Source organism: Actinoplanes sp. NPDC048988 (assembly GCF_043197815.1).
GTDB lineage: Bacteria > Actinomycetota > Actinomycetes > Mycobacteriales > Micromonosporaceae > Actinoplanes.
Window position 1 is genome coordinate 1 of record NZ_JBICTW010000011.1, and the last position, 16,534, is coordinate 16,534.

The 16,534-nt window shown below is 70.4% G+C and carries 16 protein-coding genes and 1 pseudogene; 8 read left to right on the forward strand and 9 right to left on the reverse strand.

Annotated features, from left to right (window positions below; translation table 11 throughout):
- A partial coding sequence (locus ACGFJ7_RS29080; RefSeq protein WP_392644863.1) for a hypothetical protein occupies nucleotides 1-257 on the forward strand: 257 nt, incomplete at its 5' end.
- A 424-nt stretch (nucleotides 258-681) separates the two neighbouring features.
- Here the strand turns inward: ACGFJ7_RS29080 and ACGFJ7_RS29085 are convergent.
- Nucleotides 682-1,569: a hydroxymethylglutaryl-CoA lyase gene (locus tag ACGFJ7_RS29085; protein ID WP_392644865.1), complete on the reverse strand. Its 888-nt coding sequence runs from the start codon at nucleotides 1,567-1,569 to the stop codon at nucleotides 682-684.
- Between the two features lie 49 nt (nucleotides 1,570-1,618).
- On the opposite strand from ACGFJ7_RS29085, the gene ACGFJ7_RS29090 reads away from it, so the two are divergent.
- The 5 genes from ACGFJ7_RS29090 to ACGFJ7_RS29110 all read left to right on the forward strand — a co-directional run bounded on the left by ACGFJ7_RS29090 (nucleotide 1,619) and on the right by ACGFJ7_RS29110 (nucleotide 6,541).
- Nucleotides 1,619-2,281, forward strand: a complete 663-nt coding sequence (locus ACGFJ7_RS29090; protein WP_360261650.1) for an isochorismatase family protein — start codon at nucleotides 1,619-1,621, stop codon at nucleotides 2,279-2,281.
- 79 nt (nucleotides 2,282-2,360) lie between these two features.
- Entirely contained in the window at nucleotides 2,361-3,173 is an 813-nt protein-coding gene (locus ACGFJ7_RS29095) for a class I SAM-dependent methyltransferase (protein WP_392645142.1), read from the forward strand.
- Between the two features lie 128 nt (nucleotides 3,174-3,301).
- The gene (locus ACGFJ7_RS29100; RefSeq protein ID WP_360261645.1) at nucleotides 3,302-4,174 is read left to right on the forward strand and encodes a hypothetical protein; all 873 of its coding nucleotides are present in this window, start codon (nucleotides 3,302-3,304) and stop codon (nucleotides 4,172-4,174) included.
- Nucleotides 4,171-5,355, forward strand: a complete 1,185-nt coding sequence (locus ACGFJ7_RS29105) for a serine hydrolase domain-containing protein (RefSeq protein ID WP_392644867.1) — start codon at nucleotides 4,171-4,173, stop codon at nucleotides 5,353-5,355. Before ACGFJ7_RS29100 ends, ACGFJ7_RS29105 begins: the two co-directional genes overlap by 4 nt.
- A 172-nt stretch (nucleotides 5,356-5,527) precedes the next feature.
- Nucleotides 5,528-6,541, forward strand: a complete 1,014-nt coding sequence (locus tag ACGFJ7_RS29110) for an alpha/beta fold hydrolase (RefSeq protein WP_392644869.1) — start codon at nucleotides 5,528-5,530, stop codon at nucleotides 6,539-6,541.
- Between the two features lie 87 nt (nucleotides 6,542-6,628).
- Here ACGFJ7_RS29110 and ACGFJ7_RS29115 read toward each other — a convergent pair whose 3' ends face one another.
- From ACGFJ7_RS29115 to ACGFJ7_RS29125, 3 genes and pseudogenes are all read right to left on the reverse strand, one after another.
- Complete coding sequence (locus ACGFJ7_RS29115; RefSeq protein WP_392645155.1) at nucleotides 6,629-6,808, reverse strand: hypothetical protein; 180 nt, start codon at nucleotides 6,806-6,808, stop codon at nucleotides 6,629-6,631.
- 2 nt (nucleotides 6,809-6,810) lie between these two features.
- A pseudogene (locus tag ACGFJ7_RS29120) lies at nucleotides 6,811-6,927 on the reverse strand (methyl-accepting chemotaxis protein); the annotation flags it as partial.
- A 107-nt stretch (nucleotides 6,928-7,034) separates the two neighbouring features.
- Nucleotides 7,035-8,099 (reverse strand): erythromycin esterase family protein, encoded by a 1,065-nt coding sequence (locus ACGFJ7_RS29125; protein WP_392644871.1) that lies wholly within the window; start codon nucleotides 8,097-8,099, stop codon nucleotides 7,035-7,037.
- 56 nt (nucleotides 8,100-8,155) lie between these two features.
- Here ACGFJ7_RS29125 and ACGFJ7_RS29130 point away from each other — a divergent pair, with 56 nt between their 5' ends.
- Nucleotides 8,156-9,382, forward strand: coding sequence for an endonuclease/exonuclease/phosphatase family protein (locus ACGFJ7_RS29130; RefSeq protein ID WP_392644873.1), 1,227 nt, complete (start codon nucleotides 8,156-8,158; stop codon nucleotides 9,380-9,382).
- 45 nt (nucleotides 9,383-9,427) lie between these two features.
- On the opposite strand, the gene ACGFJ7_RS29135 is transcribed toward ACGFJ7_RS29130, so the two are convergent.
- Together ACGFJ7_RS29135 and ACGFJ7_RS29140 are read right to left on the reverse strand one after the other, a co-directional pair.
- Nucleotides 9,428-10,297: an SDR family NAD(P)-dependent oxidoreductase gene (locus ACGFJ7_RS29135; RefSeq protein WP_392644875.1), complete on the reverse strand. Its 870-nt coding sequence runs from the start codon at nucleotides 10,295-10,297 to the stop codon at nucleotides 9,428-9,430.
- A 21-nt stretch (nucleotides 10,298-10,318) separates the two neighbouring features.
- Nucleotides 10,319-11,290: an alpha/beta hydrolase gene (locus ACGFJ7_RS29140; protein WP_360261628.1), complete on the reverse strand. Its 972-nt coding sequence runs from the start codon at nucleotides 11,288-11,290 to the stop codon at nucleotides 10,319-10,321.
- Nucleotides 11,291-11,401: 111 nt separating this feature from the next.
- Here ACGFJ7_RS29140 and ACGFJ7_RS29145 point away from each other — a divergent pair, with 111 nt between their 5' ends.
- The gene (locus ACGFJ7_RS29145; protein ID WP_360261625.1) at nucleotides 11,402-11,959 is read left to right on the forward strand and encodes a TetR family transcriptional regulator; all 558 of its coding nucleotides are present in this window, start codon (nucleotides 11,402-11,404) and stop codon (nucleotides 11,957-11,959) included.
- Here the strand turns inward: ACGFJ7_RS29145 and ACGFJ7_RS29150 are convergent.
- Genes ACGFJ7_RS29150 through ACGFJ7_RS29160 form a run of 3 tightly spaced genes read right to left on the reverse strand, consistent with a single transcriptional unit; the run spans nucleotide 11,946 to nucleotide 16,523 of the window.
- Nucleotides 11,946-12,890, reverse strand: coding sequence for a hypothetical protein (locus tag ACGFJ7_RS29150; protein WP_392644877.1), 945 nt, complete (start codon nucleotides 12,888-12,890; stop codon nucleotides 11,946-11,948). The two genes, ACGFJ7_RS29145 and ACGFJ7_RS29150, sit on opposite strands and share 14 nt — an antisense overlap.
- Before the next feature lie 8 nt (nucleotides 12,891-12,898).
- Nucleotides 12,899-13,519, reverse strand: coding sequence for a hypothetical protein (locus ACGFJ7_RS29155; RefSeq protein ID WP_392644879.1), 621 nt, complete (start codon nucleotides 13,517-13,519; stop codon nucleotides 12,899-12,901).
- 10 nt (nucleotides 13,520-13,529) lie between these two features.
- Nucleotides 13,530-16,523, reverse strand: a complete 2,994-nt coding sequence (locus ACGFJ7_RS29160) for a family 43 glycosylhydrolase (protein ID WP_392644880.1) — start codon at nucleotides 16,521-16,523, stop codon at nucleotides 13,530-13,532.
- Nucleotides 16,524-16,534 lie beyond the last annotated feature (11 nt).

The window sequence follows — 16,534 nt, forward strand, 5'->3', positions numbered from 1 at the left end:
CTCCCACCGACTCTCCGCAAAGAGAAGCCGGCCGGGGTATTACTAATTGGCACTGGCTTATCAAGCACCCTGTTGAGTTCTCAAAGAACAACCGCGTTCCGGTTAACCGCCCCGGCGCGCTTGCCTGGAATTACTTTACCCGCCGTTTCCCGTTCCGCCAAATTCAGCGTTTCGAAGAAACCGTGGGCACCATTCACCACCGCGACCCGCACCGCCGACCCGAAGGCGCAGCAAAGCGAACCCCGCTGAGTTCATGATTTCCGTCAGGACGGCCGCGCCGGGCCTCGGAAGAGTCCCGCTCGCTCGCCCGTCTCCCTGGCGGCTCGGAAAACATTACCCCCTCATCGCCGCAACGCCAAATCGGGGTCCGGCCGAGCGCGTCCGCCCAGATGGAGGCGGCTTGACCGCACACGCAAGGCGCTGAACCCGCGAAGCAGGAGGCGCAAACGCCCCCGAGGGGTTGCGACTGGGCGGTACCCGCGAGCTGGGTGCCGACGGCGCCAGGGAGAGGAGGAAGGAGGAGGAGGAGGAGGAGATGGAGAAGGCAGCGAGGGCGACCAACCAGGTGAAGGCCGGCTGGGACCACCCATGCCGTTGGCCGGCTCCGCGTTGTAGGAGCACGCCGTCGCACTATGCCGGCGACCGTCGGGTCCGCACCGACGGTCCTGACGCGAGTGGGTCTTACGCGGGGAAGTTCCCGGCCCGGCCGAGCTGGGCGGGAACGACCGGTAGTCCCAGCCGCTCACCGATCCAGGTGCCCGCGGCCGCGGCCACGGGCACCTCGACGCCGGTGGGTTCGTCGCTGCGGTTGAGCAGGTAGGCGAGATCCTCGGTGGCGATGTTCCCGGTGGCGGCCGGAGCGAACGGGCAGCCGCCGATGCCGCCGAGACTGGCGTCCAGGGCCCGGAACCCGGCCGCGGCGGCGGCGATCGCGTTGGCGTAGCCGGTGTTGCGGGTGTTGTGGAAGTGGGCCCGGAGCGGGGCGGCGGAGACCTCCCGGACGGCGGCCGCGAGGGCGGTCACCTGAGCGGGGACGCCGACGCCGATGGTGTCGGCCAGGCACAGTTCGTCGATGTCGTCGCCGGCGGCCGCGACCACGTCCCGTACCCGATCGGGGGTGACCTCACCTGTGAACGGACAGCCGAAGGCGGCGGCAACCGTGAGGGTGACAGCGAATCCCTCGGCGCGGGCGCGGGCGGCGACAGCCCGGAAGCCGGCCAGGGATTCCATCGTGGGTACGCCCTGGTTGCGCTCGGAGAACTCGTCGGTGGCGACCACGACGTAGTTGATCTCGTGCGGCCGGTTGGTGAGGGCCAGGGCGCGGTCGAGCCCGCGGGCGTTGAGCACGAGGGCGATGTAACGGACGCCCTCCGCTCGTGGCACCGACTCCAGGACGGCCTCGGCGTCGGCCATCTGCGGGACGCGGTCGGGGCGGGCGAAGGCCGCCACCTCGAGGCGGCGCAGCCCGGCCGCGATCGCCCGGCGTACGAAATCGGTTTTGGTCTCCGTGCCGAGCACTCGCTTCTCGTTCTGCAGGCCGTCGCGCGGCCCCACCTCGACGATCTCCATCTTCGATTCCCTGTTCCGTAGAAGAGCGCCGGCCGGGATAAAGTGAGTGATGCCGGATCTCGATCGAGACTATGCCGCCGCCGGCTTCGCCCGGCGTCTCGGCTGGGGGAACCGCCCGGCCGTCCTGCTGGTGGATCCCGCGCTCGCCTACACGAAGGCCGGGTCGCCCCTCTATCTGAAGTCGGGCCAGGAGGCCGCGACGGCGATGTTCGCTCTGGCCTCGGCGGCCCGCTCGGCCGGACTGCCGGTCATCTGGACGCGCGTCCACTTCGCCGACACCTCCTGCGCTGAGGCGCCGCTGTTCGCGGCCAAGGTTCCGGCGCTCGCGGTCTTCGCCGGCGGGAGCCCGCTCGCCGCGTTCACGCCGCCCCTGTCACCCGAGCCGGGCGACCTCGTCGTGGTCAAGCATTACGCCAGCGCCTTCGCCGGCACCTCGCTCGCGGCCTGGCTCGCCTCCCACGGCGTGGATACGCTGGCCATCGGCGGTTTCTCGACCAGCGGTTGCGTACGGGCGTCGGCCCTGGACGCCCTGCAGAACGGCTTTCGCCCCATGGTCGTACGAGAGGCCTGCGCCGACCGGGACCCCGGCCCGCACGAGTCCAATCTGTTCGACCTCGACGCCAAGTACGCCGACGTGATCGCTCTCGACGAAGCAGTCCGTCAGCTCAGTCGATTTCGTTCGCACCACGATGGCGAGCCGCCGAGGAGTTGATCCACGGTACGGTGAGCCGATGAGCACCGACAGGTGGGCCAGCTGGCTGCTGACCAGGCGTGACGGCGGCTCGGCGGCGATGCGCGGGCGGCACGCGCCAGGTTTGGAGGCATTCCGTGACGGGGTGCTCGACCGGGCCGACCTCGAGCCGGGCGACACGGTGCTCGACGTCGGCTGCGGTACGGGGCTGATCGCGTTCGGCGCCCTTGAGCGGCTGGGCCCGGACGGGCGAGTGATCTTCAGCGATATTTCGCAGGATCTGCTGGATGAATGCCGTCGCCGGGCCGGCGATGATGATCGTTGCCGCTTCGTCCGGGCCGATGCGTCCGATTTGTCGGCGATCCCGGACGGCGAAGTGGACGTCGTCACCACCCGGTCGGTGCTGATTTACAGCGAGCAGCGGGCGGCGGCCTTCGCCGAGTTCCATCGGGTCCTCCGGCCCGGCGGCCGGCTGTCGATCTTCGAGCCGATCAACCGGTTCCTCGCCGAGTACCGGCCCGGCCACCTGTTCGGCACGCCGCTCACGACCGGGGCCGACGATCTTGTCGCCAAGGTGGTCGCCGCATTCCGCTCCGCGTCGCGGGACGACGTTCTGGTCGGCTTCGACGAGCGGGATCTGCTGGATTGGGCTCACCGCACCGGATTCGGCGCGGTCGAGCTCGATTACCGGGCTCAGCTCGACGTGCCGGGCGAACCGTTCGCGGATTGGGAGGGCCTGAAAAGGACCGCGCCCAATCCGCTCGCGCCGACGTACGGCGAGGCGATCGAGGCGGCGCTCACTCCCGCCGAGCGCGAGCGGCTGGACGCCGCGATGACGGCCCTGGAGGGCACTCCGGTGCGGCGGACGCTCGCCGTCGCGTACCTCCGCGCGGTGAAAGAACCAGTGAAATAATTCAATGCGTGATGGCTCGGTTACCCATTGCCACGATTTCACCATTCGAAATCGACTGAAGGACTAGCCTCCGAGTACTACGCACGCGCGTACTTGATGGAACGCGAATCCGAGACAGAATCACTCCTATGACGTACGGAAAGAAGGATCTTCCCTACCCATACTGTCTGGATTTTTCGGGAATCGTCACCCGGGTCAAGGGTGTCCGTGAGTCCACCCGGGCCGCTCTGGTGAACTCGCTCAAGGTCGCGTCCTACCTGAAGGCGGGATCGAACCTGGTCGAGCGCAATCTCGGCGCCGGCGAGCGGGTCACGCCCAACGGGGACGGCCGTAAGCAGTACTGGTCGGGGCTGAGCTTTCTGACCGAGCGGGCGCTGTCGCGTGAGGTGGCCGAGCTGGACCCCCCGTTCCTCCGGCAGAAAGGCGCCGGGCCGTACCGCTCGACCTGGGCCAGCCACGACGACTACCTCAACGACCTGCTCACCTTCCTGCTGCACGCGGCGAGCTACGACCCGCAGTACGGGGCCGAGATGGAGACGCGGGGCGACTGGCTGGTCGACGACGTGAGCTTCGTCGACGCGGTCTACCGCTCGGCGTACCAGGAGCTCATGACGATCTGCCGGATGCCCCTGTTCCGGCTGCAACTGATCATGGTGGCCACGGCCGACCGCAACGACGGCATCCACACGGCCATCGCGAACAACTACCGCGGCGCCCTCGAACCGTGGATGAAGATCTACGACACCACGATCTCGTCGCGCGGCCTCCAGCTGCGCAAGGGGATCACCATCGAGCAGTTCACCAACATCATCGCCGCCGTCCTCGAGGGGTTCGCTGTCCGCCACATGGGTGATCCCGGAGCGGGGGTCGTGGAGGACAACCTGTTGGGTATGGCGATTCTCGGCATCATGAGCAGCTACCTCGAGCCCGCCGATGAACCATCCGGGCTCACCCTCCGTGAACTGTTCGAGGGTGGACCGGAGAACGGGGAGCCGAGATGACCAGCACAGCCGAGCCGGCCGCGGCCGCGCGTGAACCCTCCTGGTGGGACCGCCAGGGCGATCTGATCATGCGCAGGCCGATCAACGAGTGGACGTTCACCCACATGAACTGGCTGATGCCGACCGAGCGGGTCGCCCGCGGCCCGTTCCGTTCGCCGCTGCCGTTCGACCCGCACCCGCTCGACCTGACCTACCGGTTCGAGGACGCCGACTACAGCCTGGCCGAGCTGCACCGGCGAACCTTCACCACCGCCTTCGTGGTGCTGCACCACGGCGCGATCGTGCACGAGACGTACCCGGGCGCCTTCGCCGGCCCCCGTACCCGCATGCAATTGTTCTCGATCTCCAAATCGGTCACCTCGCTGCTGATCGGAATAGCGCTGAACGACGGCGTCATCGGCAGCGTGAAAGACCGGGTCACCGATTACCGGCCCGACTTCATAGGTACGGCGTACGAGGAGAACACGATCGCCGACCTCCTCGACATGAGCAGCGGCGTCGGCGACCTGGAAACGTGGGAAGTGGCCGACAGCGGCATCAAGAGATTCGAGCAGGCCGTCATGGGCGGCGGCGACGTGGCCACCGTGGTCCGCGGGGCGCAACGGCGCGCGCCGGCCGGGGAGAGTTTCAATTACTCGACGTTCGACGCGCAGATTCTCGGCTGGGTTCTCGAGGCGGCCACCGGCAAGACCATCGCGGCGTACGCCGAGGAGCGCCTCTGGCGCCACCTGGGCGCCGACCGCGACGCGTACTACTGGCTGACCCGGGCTCGCCCGCGCACCGCGATCGGCGCCGGCTCGTTCAACGCCACCGCTCGTGACCTGGCCCGACTCGGCCAGCTCATGATCGACGACGGCCTGGCCAACGGCCGTCAGGTCGTGCCGCGCGACTGGGTCCGCCGCAGCCGCGGCTCCGAGCAACCGCAGCTCGCCGTGGGCGCCCTCGGCCCCTCCGGCTACGACCACTACGGATACGCCAACCAGTGGTGGACGCTGGGCACCGAGTGCTTCCAGGCCTTCACCGCCCTCGGCGTGCACGGGCAGTACCTCTACGTCGACCCCACCGCCGACGTGGTCATCGTGAAGTGCAGCGCCTGGCCGACCCAGGACGACGAGAGCCGCGACCGGGAGACCGTCGCCGCCCTGCGCCGCGTCGCCGACCATTTCGCGATAACGCGCTAGCAATTCCCCTTTGAACTTCCGGGCCGCGCCCCTTGCGGCCCGGACCCCGTTGTGCGCTTTTCACAGAAATCGAAAGGAAAGAACGATGCACCCTGCCCTGAGACGGCTGGCCATTGCGGCCACCATCATTCTCAGTGTCTCCCTTTTCTCCGCGCCCGCTCAAGGCGCGGTATTGGCCGGGACGGTTATCACCAACGTCACGGCGACCCTTCCGGCCGAGCTTTCCCCACTGGCCACCGGCAAGCGCATCTCGTATGTGACGACGAATGTGAACGGCGGCGTCATCACCGCCACCGGTCTCGTTCTGACGCCTAAGACCGGCAAGAACAACAAGACGGTGGCGTGGGGTCACGGCACCACCGGCCTGGCCGACCAGTGCTCCCCCTCGGCCAGCCAGTCCGTCTTCTGGCCCGAGGCCCGCGCCGCGATCGCGGAGCTGCTGCGGCGCGGCTGGACGGTGGCCGCGCCCGACTACCCCGGCCTCGGCACCCCCACCGCCCACCCGTACCTGATCGGCAACAGCGAGGCCCGTTCCATCATCGACAGCGTCAAGGCCGCGCGGCGTCTCGACCCGGCACTGACCACGAAGTACGTCGTCGACGGGCACTCGCAGGGTGGACAGGGCGCCCTGTTCGTCAACCAGATCGCCCCGTCGTACGACAGCCCGCTCGACCTGCGCGGCACCGCGTCCATCGCCCCGGTCTCCAACGCCGACCTGTTCGCCCCGGTCATCCCCGGCACCGCCGGTCAGGGCTACCTGGTCATGGGCCTCTACGGCCTGCAGGCCGTGGACCCGAGCGTCAACCCGAACACCCTTCTGGCGCCGCCCGCCCGCCAGAAGGTGCCGGTGCTGCAGTCCGGCTGCCTCTACCAGATCCTGGACGCCTTCGCCCCGCTGACCGCCGAGGAGCTGCTCGTCGGCGGCGCCCTGCCGGACGCGGTCGTCACCAAACTGGCCCGCTACCTGAACCCGGGCCAGACCGCCACGAGCGCCCCGGTGCTGCTGGTGCAGGGCACGGCCGACGAGGCCGTCCCGTACATCTTCACCTCCGGCCCGCTGCGGGCCCAGCTCGGCGCGTACAGCCAGCCCGTCACCTACACCGAGCTCGACGGGGCCACCCACGACGGCGCCGTCTTCGAGAGCACCACCCTGGTCGCCGACTGGATCGCGGCCCGCTTCGCCTGACCCACTCGCCCACCCCACCATGGCGGCGTTCCGGGCGCACCACCCCCCGCCCGGGACGCCGCCACCCGCACCCCGTCACACCGGCGGTCACACCTTGAACTGACCCACCAGGACGCGGAGATCATTGCTGAGGCCGGAGAGCTCCCGGGTGGCGGCCTTGATGTCGAGCACGCCGTCGCTGGTGCTGGTGGCTCCGGGCGAGAGGGCGGCGATGGCCTCGGCGATGTCGGCCGAGCCGGCGGTGGACTGGGCGATGTCGCGGGACATCTCGTCTCGTGGGCCAGGTCCTTCACCTCGCCGGCGACGACGGCGAAGCCCTTGCCGGACTCGCCGGCCCGGGCCGCCTAGATGGTCGCTTTGGGCGCCAGCAGGTTGGTCTGCTGGGCGGCCGTGCCCGGGCAAAGCGGCAGCAGGAGGAATCCGGTGACCAGCCGGGTCGTCACATGGACCCGCCGTAGGAGGTTCACGGTGCAGTTCGTCCCGGTTGCCGGGGTCAGCGGCCGCCGTTCCAGACTCCCTCCGGGGTCGGGTTGATCTCGGGCAGGTTCACTATCAGGTCGTACGCGTCGGCGACCGGCATTTCGAGCCAGGTGTCGAGCAGGCGGATGCGGTCGGGGCCGCGCCGGCCGCGCAGGGGGCGCAGGTCGGCTATGACGGGTCGCGGGCCCAGGAAGTCCTCGACGCTGCCCGGTACGGGCGGCGGCAGCGGCACGGTCACCGTCTCGGCGCCGGCCGGGGCGTCCGGGGCCGGGCGCCGGGTCGGCGTGACGCCGCCGTGCGCGGTCAGGCCGATCGCCAGGTAGTCGTCGCCGTACGCGGCCGCCAGGTGGCTGCCGAGCACCTCGAGGCCGGGGAAGACGCGCTGGATGTGCGTGTTGGCGGCCGCCACCACGATTTTGCGGTGCCCCTGAGCGCGTACCCAATCGACTGTCTCCGCCATCGCGGCGTCGCGCACATTGAAAGACGGATCGGTGGCCCGCAGCATCTGGTCGAGCAGCACCAGCAGGCGCAACTCGTGCCGGGCCTCGGCGGCGCCGCGATGGCGGACGGCGAAGCGAGCGCTGAGCTCGGCCAGGCCGACCGTCAGCGCGTCGCGGTCCTCCAGGGGCATGGCGCGGTACGCGGCCAGGGCGGGCATCGTGAACGCGCTCGCGAACTTGTCCGCGTGCGGGCGTACGGCGCCGACGTCCTCGAATGCGGCGAGATGGTCGAGGGCGGGGCTCATCGAGGCGAGGTCGCCCGGCAGGTCGAGGCCGTAGAAGGCGACACCCCGCTCGCGGGCCCAGCCGATCAGGTGCCGCATCTCGGGGTTGCGGCCGAAGCGGTAGGTCATCGCACCCTCGGGGAACTCACCCGAGCCGTCCCACGCGGTCAGCGCCAGGCCCTCGCTGAAGCCGGACTCCATGACCAGCGCCGTGAAACCCTTCTCCTCCACCAGGAACTGCAGCAGCTGGTGCCGGACCAGGTCGTACTCGCGGACGTGGTGGGCCGACTCGCCGAGCGCGACGACCCGGGCGCCGGCGACCAGATCGCCGAGCCCCGACAGGGAAATGTTCACCCGGCAGACCTTAGTGTTTGTTGATTGATCAAGGTCGCTCCGGATAGGACGGGACCATGAGACGTCTACTGGTGACCGCCGTGCTGGCCACGGTGGCGCTCGGCGCCGTGCCCGCGGCGGCCGAGGCCCATAAGAGTCGCGAACTGCGCGTCGCGACCTACAACCTGTCGCTCAACCGGCCCGCTCAGGGGCTGCTGCGCGACCATCTGGCCGACCCGGACGTGGACGACGTGTACCGCCGGCAGGCGAAGAACGTCGCCGAGGTCATTCAGCGCGCGCACCCGGATGTGGTGCTGCTCAACGAATTCGACTACGACCCGCGTGCGGCCGACCTGTTCGCGAAGAACTTCCTCGGGGTCTCGCAGAACGGAGCGCCGGCGCAGCGCTACCCGTACCGGTTCGTGGCGCCCTCCAACACGGGCGTCGCGTCGGGCTTCGACCTGAACGACAACGGCGTCGCCGACACGACGCCGGGCGACCAGGCGTACGGCGACGACTCGTACGGCTTCGGGCTCTTCCCGGGCCAGTACGGGATGGTCGTCTACTCGAAGTACCCGATCGACCGGTCGGCGGTGCGGACCTTCCAGCTGTTCAAGTGGAAGGACATGCCGGGCAACCTGCTGCCCACCGACTACTACTCGGCCGAGGAGCAGGCGGCGCTGCGGCTCTCGTCGAAGAGCCACTGGGACGTGCCGGTGCGGGTACGCGGCAAGACGGTGCACTTCCTGGTCTCGCATCCGACGCCGCCCACCTTCGACGGGCCTGAGGACCGCAACGGCCGCCGCAACCACGACGAGATCAGGTTCTGGGCCGACTATGTCGCGGGCGCCCGATACTTCTACGACGACCAGGGCCGCCGCGGCGGCCTGAAGCGAGGCCAGGACTTCGTCATCGCCGGCGATCAGAACGCGGACCCGCTGGACGGCGATTCCTACCAGGGTGCGGTCAACCAGCTGCTGGACCACCCGCTGATCAACTCCCGCACCCGGCCGTCGAGCGCCGGCGCGGCCGAGGCGGCCGCCCTGCAGGGCGGCGCCAACGCCATCCACCGGGGCGACCCGCGCTACGACACGGCGGACTTCGCCGACACCGCGCCGGGCAACCTGCGCGCCGACTACGTGCTGCCCGGCAAGGGCCTGAAGGTGACCGACGCCGGCGTCTTCTGGCCGAAGCAGTCCGACCCGCTGTCGCGGCTCACCGGCGTGTACGACCCGGTCTGGGCCCCGGTCAACGGATTCCCCACCTCGGACCACCGCCTCGTCTGGCTCGATCTGCACAAGTGATCGCCCGCCCGGGGCGGCGAGTGCTGCCCCGGGCGCGGACGGTCGTCAGAGGATGCGTTCGAGCGGCGTGTCCCCGGCCGGCACGTTGAGGACGGTCCACAGGGGACTCGGCTTGCCCAGGGCGAAGTTCTGGAACTCCTCCCAGTAGTTCTCGATGCCGAGCAGGCGCTTCAGCCGGGGGATGGCCAGCGCGTCGGGGCCCGCGTAGTAGTGCACCTTGTTGGTCCGGCCGTCGGTGGCGGCGCCGAAGACGACCTCGGCGACGACGGCCGGGTCGGAGCCGGACTCGGGGATGTGGTCGAAGAAGGCCTTGATCGGGGCCTCGTACGCGTCCACCGCGATCTCCGGGCGGTCGATCTTCGAGAAGATCCGGGTCGCGTGCTGGCCCGGCATCACGGCCTTGACCTGGACGCCGAAGCCGTTCATCTCGATGTTCAGGGCCTCGCTGATGGTCAGGACCGCGGCCTTGGAGGCGGAGTAGGCGGACGTGTACGGGTAGCCGCCCTCGGCGCCGATCGAGGCGATGTTGACGACGACGCCCGAACCCTGCCCGCGGAAGACCGGCAGGAACGCCTGGGTGAGGGCCAGCAGGCCGAACACGTTGGTCTGGAACTGGCGGTGGATCTGCTCCATGCTCGAGGACTCGAGCGGGCCCATCTGGAAGTAGCCGGCGTTGTTCACGAGGACGTCGACCCTCCCGAACGCCTCGACGGCGGCTTGGGCGAAGGCGGGCGCGGCCGCTTCGTCGTCGACGTCGAGCAGCAGGGTCCGGACGTTCGGGTTGCCGGCGTGGACGTCGAGGTCGGCGGCCTTGCGGACGGTGGCGACGACGTTCCATCCCTCGGCGGTGAACTTCTCCACGGTGGCCTTGCCGAGGCCCGTGGTGGTGCCGGTGACGACAGCTGTCTTGCTCATGGCTTCTCCTGAGGTAACTAGTTACTTACTTGCGGCGGTGAAGAGACGGGCCACCCAGTCCGTACGCGTCGAGCGCGCGATCCGCGAGATAGCGGCCTGCGGGGCGATCTGGTCGAAGCCGTGGAACGCTCCGGGCCACACGTGCAGCTCGGCCTGGCCACCGGCGGCCCACAGAGCCGTCGCGTAGGCCACATCCTCGTCGCGCAGCAGCTCGGCCGAGCCGACGTCGATGAAGGCCGGCGGAAGGCCCGAGAGATCCGTGGCCCGGGTGGGTGCCGAGTAGACCGACACCTCGCCGCCGTGCCGGCGGCCGCCGAGCCGGGCGTTCCACGCCATCTCGTTGCTGCCGCGATCCCACGTCCCGGTGCCGACGTACTGGTGGCTGGACACGGTGTCGTTGCGGTCGTCGAGCATCGGGTACATCAGCAGCTGGCCGATGAGCGCCGGGCCGCGCCGGTCGCGGGCGAGCAGGGCCACGGCGGCGGCGAGGCCACCGCCGGCGCTCTCCCCCGCGATCAGCAGGCGGGCGGGGTCGAAGCCGAGTTCCCCGGCGTGCTCCGCGGTCCAGAGCAGGGCGGCGTAGCTGTCCTCGACGGCGGCCGGATCGGGGTGCTCGGGAGCCAGCCGGTACTCCACCGAGACGGCGACGGCGTCGAACTCCTCGACCCATTCGAGCCACACGTCGGCACCGACGAATCGGTCGCCCATGATGCCGCCGCCCCCGTGGGTGTGGAAGATGCCGGGGCCGGCGGCCGCGTGGTCGACGCGCCGGAAGATCGAGACGGTCAGGCCGGGGCCGCCGTCCGGGCCCGGGACGACCCGTTCGAGGTGCTCGATCGGCCGCCCGGCCAGCAGCGTCTCCACCGGCGGACTGGCGGTGGCCGCGCGCATCGGCCCGATCATGTCGGAGGTCATCGGCTGGGGCAGGTGCTCGCTCAGCGCGGCCAGGACGGGCTCCAGCTCGGCGTCATACGGCGGTCGTGAGTCGGTCACGACGCCTCCTCGAAAAGTAGGTAGTTACTTACACGAGGAACCATAGGCCGCCGTCCTCGAATCAGCCAGGGTACGTGGCGCAAGTAACTACCTACTTATTACCCTGGCCTGGTGACATCACGAGCCGAGCAGACCAAGACCGCCATCCTGCGCGCCGCGATCGAGGAGTTCGCCCGCTACGGCATCGCCGGGGCCCGCGTCGACCGCATCACCCGCGCGGCCGAGGTGAACAACGCTCTGCTGTTCCGCTACTTCGGTAACAAGGCGCAGCTGTTCGACGCGGCGTTCGAGACCCTGGCCTCGGCGTCGGTCGACACGGTCCCGTTCGACGCGGCCGACCTGCCCGGCTACGCGGGCCGCCTCTTCGACCAGTACGAGACCGATCCCGAGCTGGTCCGGCTGGCCGCCTGGTACCAGCTGGAACGCTCGGACGACGAGCTGCCGGCGGCCGTGGTGGCCTCGCACGCGGCGAAGCTGCGCCAGCTGGAGGACGCGCAGCGGGCCGGTCTGGTCAGCTCACGGATCCCGGCCGAGCAGTTGCTCAGCCTGGTCGTGCACCTCAGCCTGTCCGGGTCGGGGCAGACCCCGGTGCTCGAGCCGCGGCCCGCCGACCGGGACGCTCAGCGGGCCGCGATCGTCGAGGCGGTCCGGGCCGTCACGGCGCCCTGACCCCGAGCGTCCGGCCCTCCTGCCGGGCCCGCTCCAGCAGGCGCTGCAGGCGCCGGCGCCGCCAGCGCCACAGCAGGACGAGGGCGGCGAGAGCGGCCAGCACGAGCAGTTGTGGCCACGGGACGAACCAGGTCGTCACCGTCACGGGCTCGCCCTGGGACAGGGTCACGGTCGTCGTCACCCGGCCCAGCGCCCAGACGTCCACGCGCGCCGAGGCCGTGGTGATTCCGCCGGGCAACAGCTCACCCAGGTCGGTCGCGGTCGTGCGGGTGGCGAACAGGGCGGCGGCCTCGGCCCGGCCCTGGACCGGCAGACGGACGTTTCCGGTGTTGGCGGCCGTGTAGGACAGCGCGACGGCGCCCGGGCGGAACGGATTCCACGAGCACTCGTACCGGGCCTGAAGGTGGCCGGCGGTCGTCTTGGAGCGGATCTCGCCGGAGGCGCGCAGCAGGACGCGGAAGCCGACGCGGCTCTCGACCTGGACGGTGCCCTGCCGGCCGGCGATGGTCGCCGCGATGCCGGCCGGGTGGTCGCCGGGGCTCACCTGGGCCGGGACGGTGATGGTGAAGGGGACGACTTTCGTCTGCCGGGGGCCGACCGTGACGGACTTCTGGACGCTGATCCAAGTACCGCCGTCGACCGACTTCTTGTCGGACGGCAGCATGTTGAACCGGCCCTTGCCGGTGAGGTAGCCGTCGGCCGCCTTGAGCGCGAAGACCGCGCCGGTGTCGGAGAAGTTGCGGACCGCCAGGTGTTCGGTGACGGTCGTGCCGGGGTCGAGCGTCCGCTCGATCCAGCGGCGCCCGTCCGGGCCGTTCTTCGCGGCGGGCTGGACGGTCCAGGTGACGGACCCGGATGCGGGCGCCGCCGCGGCCGGCACCGCCGGCAGCAGGAGGGCGGCGGCGATGACGGCAACGGCGACGCGACGCATGGGGTTCCTTACTCGAACAGGGACAGGGTCAGCTTGGCGTGGTAGGAGCCGGCCGGAACGTCGGCCGGGGTACGCAGGTTGAGGCCGGCGTTGACGGTGTAGGCGCCACCGGTCACCTCGCCCGAGTCGTACGTGGACACCAGCAGTTCCTGGTCGACGAGGCCGACGTTGTTGCCGGGCTGGGTCGGCTCGTCCAGCACGGTCACCACCTCTGAACCCTCGGCGACCAGGCCGGAGTCGCCGCCGTCGATCAGCTTGGGCTTCCAGCCGAGGTGGTCGGCGGTGATGGCCGGCCGCCCGGTGGCGGTGAAGTCGGTCGAGCTGCCCAGCACGGCCCAGGCCGATCCGGCCGGGATCTCCTCCAAGGTGCGGGTGTCGGTGACGGTGACCGTCGGCAGCGTGCCGGTGAACTGCCGGACCAGCAGGTCCGAGCCGTCCTCCTTCAGGGCCACCGAGTTTCCGGCCACGGTCAGCGCGAGCACGCCGGGCTCCTTGATCTCGATGATGTCGACGCTGACGTCGAGTTCGGCCTCGTCGCCCGGATCGGCCACGGCCGCGGCCGGGAGGACGGCCACGCCGGCGAGCAGCGAGCCGGCCGCGGCCAGGCTGAGGCGGGTTCTTCTGTTCATCTGTTCTCCTCTACGAGCAGTTCAGCGCGGGGTAGGTGGCGGTGACGCCGTTGGCGGTCGCGGTGCCGGCCGGCACCGAGGAGGTCCGTGCGGCGAAGGCTTGGTAGGCATTGCCGCCGGCGGCGACATTCGCGAAGACCTTCTTGCCGTACGCGGTGACGAGCTCGACGCCGGTGGCCGCGTTCCCCGCGTTGCGGGCGGTCACGGCCAGGTACGCCGTCCCGGCGATGCACCGGGGCTGCGCGGTGACCGTGATCGTGGGCCGGCTCTCGTCGGCGAGCACGCGCCACTCGGTGACGGCCACGGCCGAGTAGGTCGTGCCGTTGCCGTCGGCGTCGACGGTGGCCCGCAGCCGCGAGGTGGTGACCGGGTCGAACGTCACCTTGTTGAAGGCGGTGCTGCTCGTCCCGTACGTACTCGCGTCGGTCACGTCGGTGAAGGCCGTGCCGTTCCAGTACTGGAGTTTCCAGCCGCGGGGTTCGGCCACGCCGTCGCCGGTGCCCTTGTCGCTGTCCCGCCAGAACTTGAGCTCGGCGCCGGTGAGCCGGATCGGCCGAGACCAGTCGTACTGGATCCACTGGGTGGCCGGCCGGGTGCCCGACCAGGTGCCCCAGATCTGGGCCTGGCCCGGGCCGGCCGGGTCGGCGTCGTCGTTGAGCGCGGTGACGCTGTTCCAGCCGGCCGTGTACGACGCCGTCGGCACCGCGATCGGCGCCACGTTGCCGGTCAGCGGCCCCGACAGGTCGGCCGGGACGACCACCGACTTGGCGGTCTCGAGGTTTCCCGCCTTGTCGAGGGCGCGGAACGACACCGTGTGCTTCGAGGCCGAGGGCGCGGGAACGGGCCCGGCGTAGGCCGTCCAGGTCCCGTCGCCGAACGTGTACTCGACGCGGGCCACCCCCGAGGTGGCGTCGGTGGCGGCGACTGTCACCTTCCGGTCGGCCACCGTGCCGGTGCTGGCCGGGGCGGTGGCGTCGATGTTCACGGCGAGCGTGGCCGGCGCCGACGTGTTGCCGGCCCGGTCGGTCGCGGCCGCGGTGACCGTGTGCCGCCCGTCGCCGGTGACCGTGACGTCGGCCTGGCGTACCGGGGTGGCCTCCACCGGTGCCGCGCTGTCCACTGTGGTTCGAATGGTCATGCGGCCGCCGCGGTCGTCGGCTCCGGCGGCCCGGACGCGGACCGCCGACCGGTACCAGCCCTCGGTTCCCGCGCTGCCGCTCGGGGTCAGCGTGAGCGTGGGCGCGGTCGTGTCGCCCTCGGTGTCGGCCGGTGAGATGACGGTGACCTCGGCCGTGACCCGGCCGGCGGCATAGCCGAGCACGCTGCCCGGCACCGTGAACCGGCCGGGCTGGGCCACATCGGCCGGGGTGACCGCGTCCCAGTAGACCGGGATCTGGAGGCCGTCGACCGGGAGCGTGGCCGGCAGATCGGTCTCGCCGACCTCGACCGTGACCGCGGGGGCCGGGACGGAGGCGGGCTGGGCGGCCAGGACCTTCCACTCCTCGACGGCGACCGCCGAGTAGGTGGCGCCGTTGGTCGAGGCGTCGAACACCGCCCGCACCTGGGTGGTGGTGACCGCGTCGAAGGTGGTGTTCTGGAAGCCCTGCGTGGCCGTGGGATAGCCGCTCGGGTGAGGCACGTCGGCCCATTGCCCGGTGCTCAGGTTCCAGTACTGGATCTTCCACCTGGCCGGCGCGGCCACGCCGACGCCGGTGCCCTGCGGCTGGTCGTTCCAGAACTCGATCTGCGACCCGGAGATCCGCATCGGCTGGTCCCAGGTGTACTGGACCCACTGCTGCGGTGGGTTGTCGCCGGTCCAGGTGCCCCACATGTCCGGCGGCAGCGGGTTGGCCCGCACGATCTCGTCGTTGAGCGCCTTCACCCAGTACTGCGTGGGCACCGGGTTGTTGGAGACGGTCACCCGCGCCGCCTGGGCGATGTTGGCTCGTGGGGTGCGGTCCGGCTGCTTCACCGGCGTCTGGACGACCTGTTTCAGGCGCGGCGGCGACTGGGTGTCGTCCCACTCGACCTTGTCGATCGCCACCGAGCGGCGGAAGTGGTTGCCACCCACGGCGTCGGCCGTGTGATAGGCGATGTACCACTGGCCGTCGTACTCGAGGATGCCCGGATGGCTGGTGGTCGAGGAGACCGGGGTGAGGACGGTACCCCGGTACGTCCACGGCCCCTCCGGGGCGGACGCGGTCGCGTAGGCGATGCAGGCGTGGTAGTTGGCCGGGGTGCACGCGGACGTGGGCCCCGCGTTGTTGCCGGCGTACGCCAGGTAGTAGGTGTTGTTCCGTTTGAAGAGCCAGGGCGCCTCGAAGTAGCCGGTGGGCGCGGTGACGGCCCGCTGGGTGCCGACCGGGGTCTTCATGTCGGCCTGGTACTCCAGGAAGCGCAACTGGCCGAACGTTCCCCAGTAGACGAAGACCCGCTGCCCCTCGACCAGGACCGTCGGGTCGATGTTCTGGATGTCGTTGGCGGTCGGCGTGCGCTGCGAGATGAGCGGGCCGCCGATGTGGTCGGTCCACGGGCCGGTCGGGCTGTCCGAGACGGCCACGCCGATCGCGAACTTGTCGGCGGCGGTGCTGGTGCGCTCGCTCACCGGAACGTACCAGTAATAGCGCCCGTCGGGGCCCTGGACGACCTGACCGGCGTACGCCCGGCCCGGTGCGGCCCAGGAGAAGACGGTCTCCGGCCGCATCAGGGACGGGAAGTGGGTCCACTCCCCCGAGGTGACGTCCCCGGTCCGGAAGGCGCCCCACTCGTTCATGATGAAGTCGTTGGTGGTGGGACCGGCCTCGTCGTGGCCGGTGTAGATGTACAGCTGGTCGCCGGCCACGAGGGGCGCCGGGTCGGCCGAGTAGTAGGAGCCGTCGGCCAGGATCGGGTTGGAGGCGTGGGTGAAAGTGATCGGGTCGGCCGCCTGGGCGGCCGCGGCGGGTGCTGCGAGGAGCAACCCGGCCGCGACCATCCCCGCGACCGCTGCGGAGAGCGGTCTCAAGGCGATTCCTT

Coding starts and splice junctions, on each gene's coding strand:
- ACGFJ7_RS29085 (WP_392644865.1), bottom strand. CDS start 1,569: ATGGAGATCGTCGAGGTGGGGCCGCGCGACGGCCTGCAGAACGAGAAG.
- ACGFJ7_RS29090 (WP_360261650.1), top strand. CDS start 1,619: ATGCCGGATCTCGATCGAGACTATGCCGCCGCCGGCTTCGCCCGGCGT.
- ACGFJ7_RS29095 (WP_392645142.1), top strand. CDS start 2,361: ATGCGCGGGCGGCACGCGCCAGGTTTGGAGGCATTCCGTGACGGGGTG.
- ACGFJ7_RS29100 (WP_360261645.1), top strand. CDS start 3,302: ATGACGTACGGAAAGAAGGATCTTCCCTACCCATACTGTCTGGATTTT.
- ACGFJ7_RS29105 (WP_392644867.1), top strand. CDS start 4,171: ATGACCAGCACAGCCGAGCCGGCCGCGGCCGCGCGTGAACCCTCCTGG.
- ACGFJ7_RS29115 (WP_392645155.1), bottom strand. CDS start 6,808: ATGTCCCGCGACATCGCCCAGTCCACCGCCGGCTCGGCCGACATCGCC.
- ACGFJ7_RS29130 (WP_392644873.1), top strand. CDS start 8,156: ATGAGACGTCTACTGGTGACCGCCGTGCTGGCCACGGTGGCGCTCGGC.
- ACGFJ7_RS29135 (WP_392644875.1), bottom strand. CDS start 10,297: ATGAGCAAGACAGCTGTCGTCACCGGCACCACCACGGGCCTCGGCAAG.
- ACGFJ7_RS29150 (WP_392644877.1), bottom strand. CDS start 12,890: ATGCGTCGCGTCGCCGTTGCCGTCATCGCCGCCGCCCTCCTGCTGCCG.
- ACGFJ7_RS29155 (WP_392644879.1), bottom strand. CDS start 13,519: ATGAACAGAAGAACCCGCCTCAGCCTGGCCGCGGCCGGCTCGCTGCTC.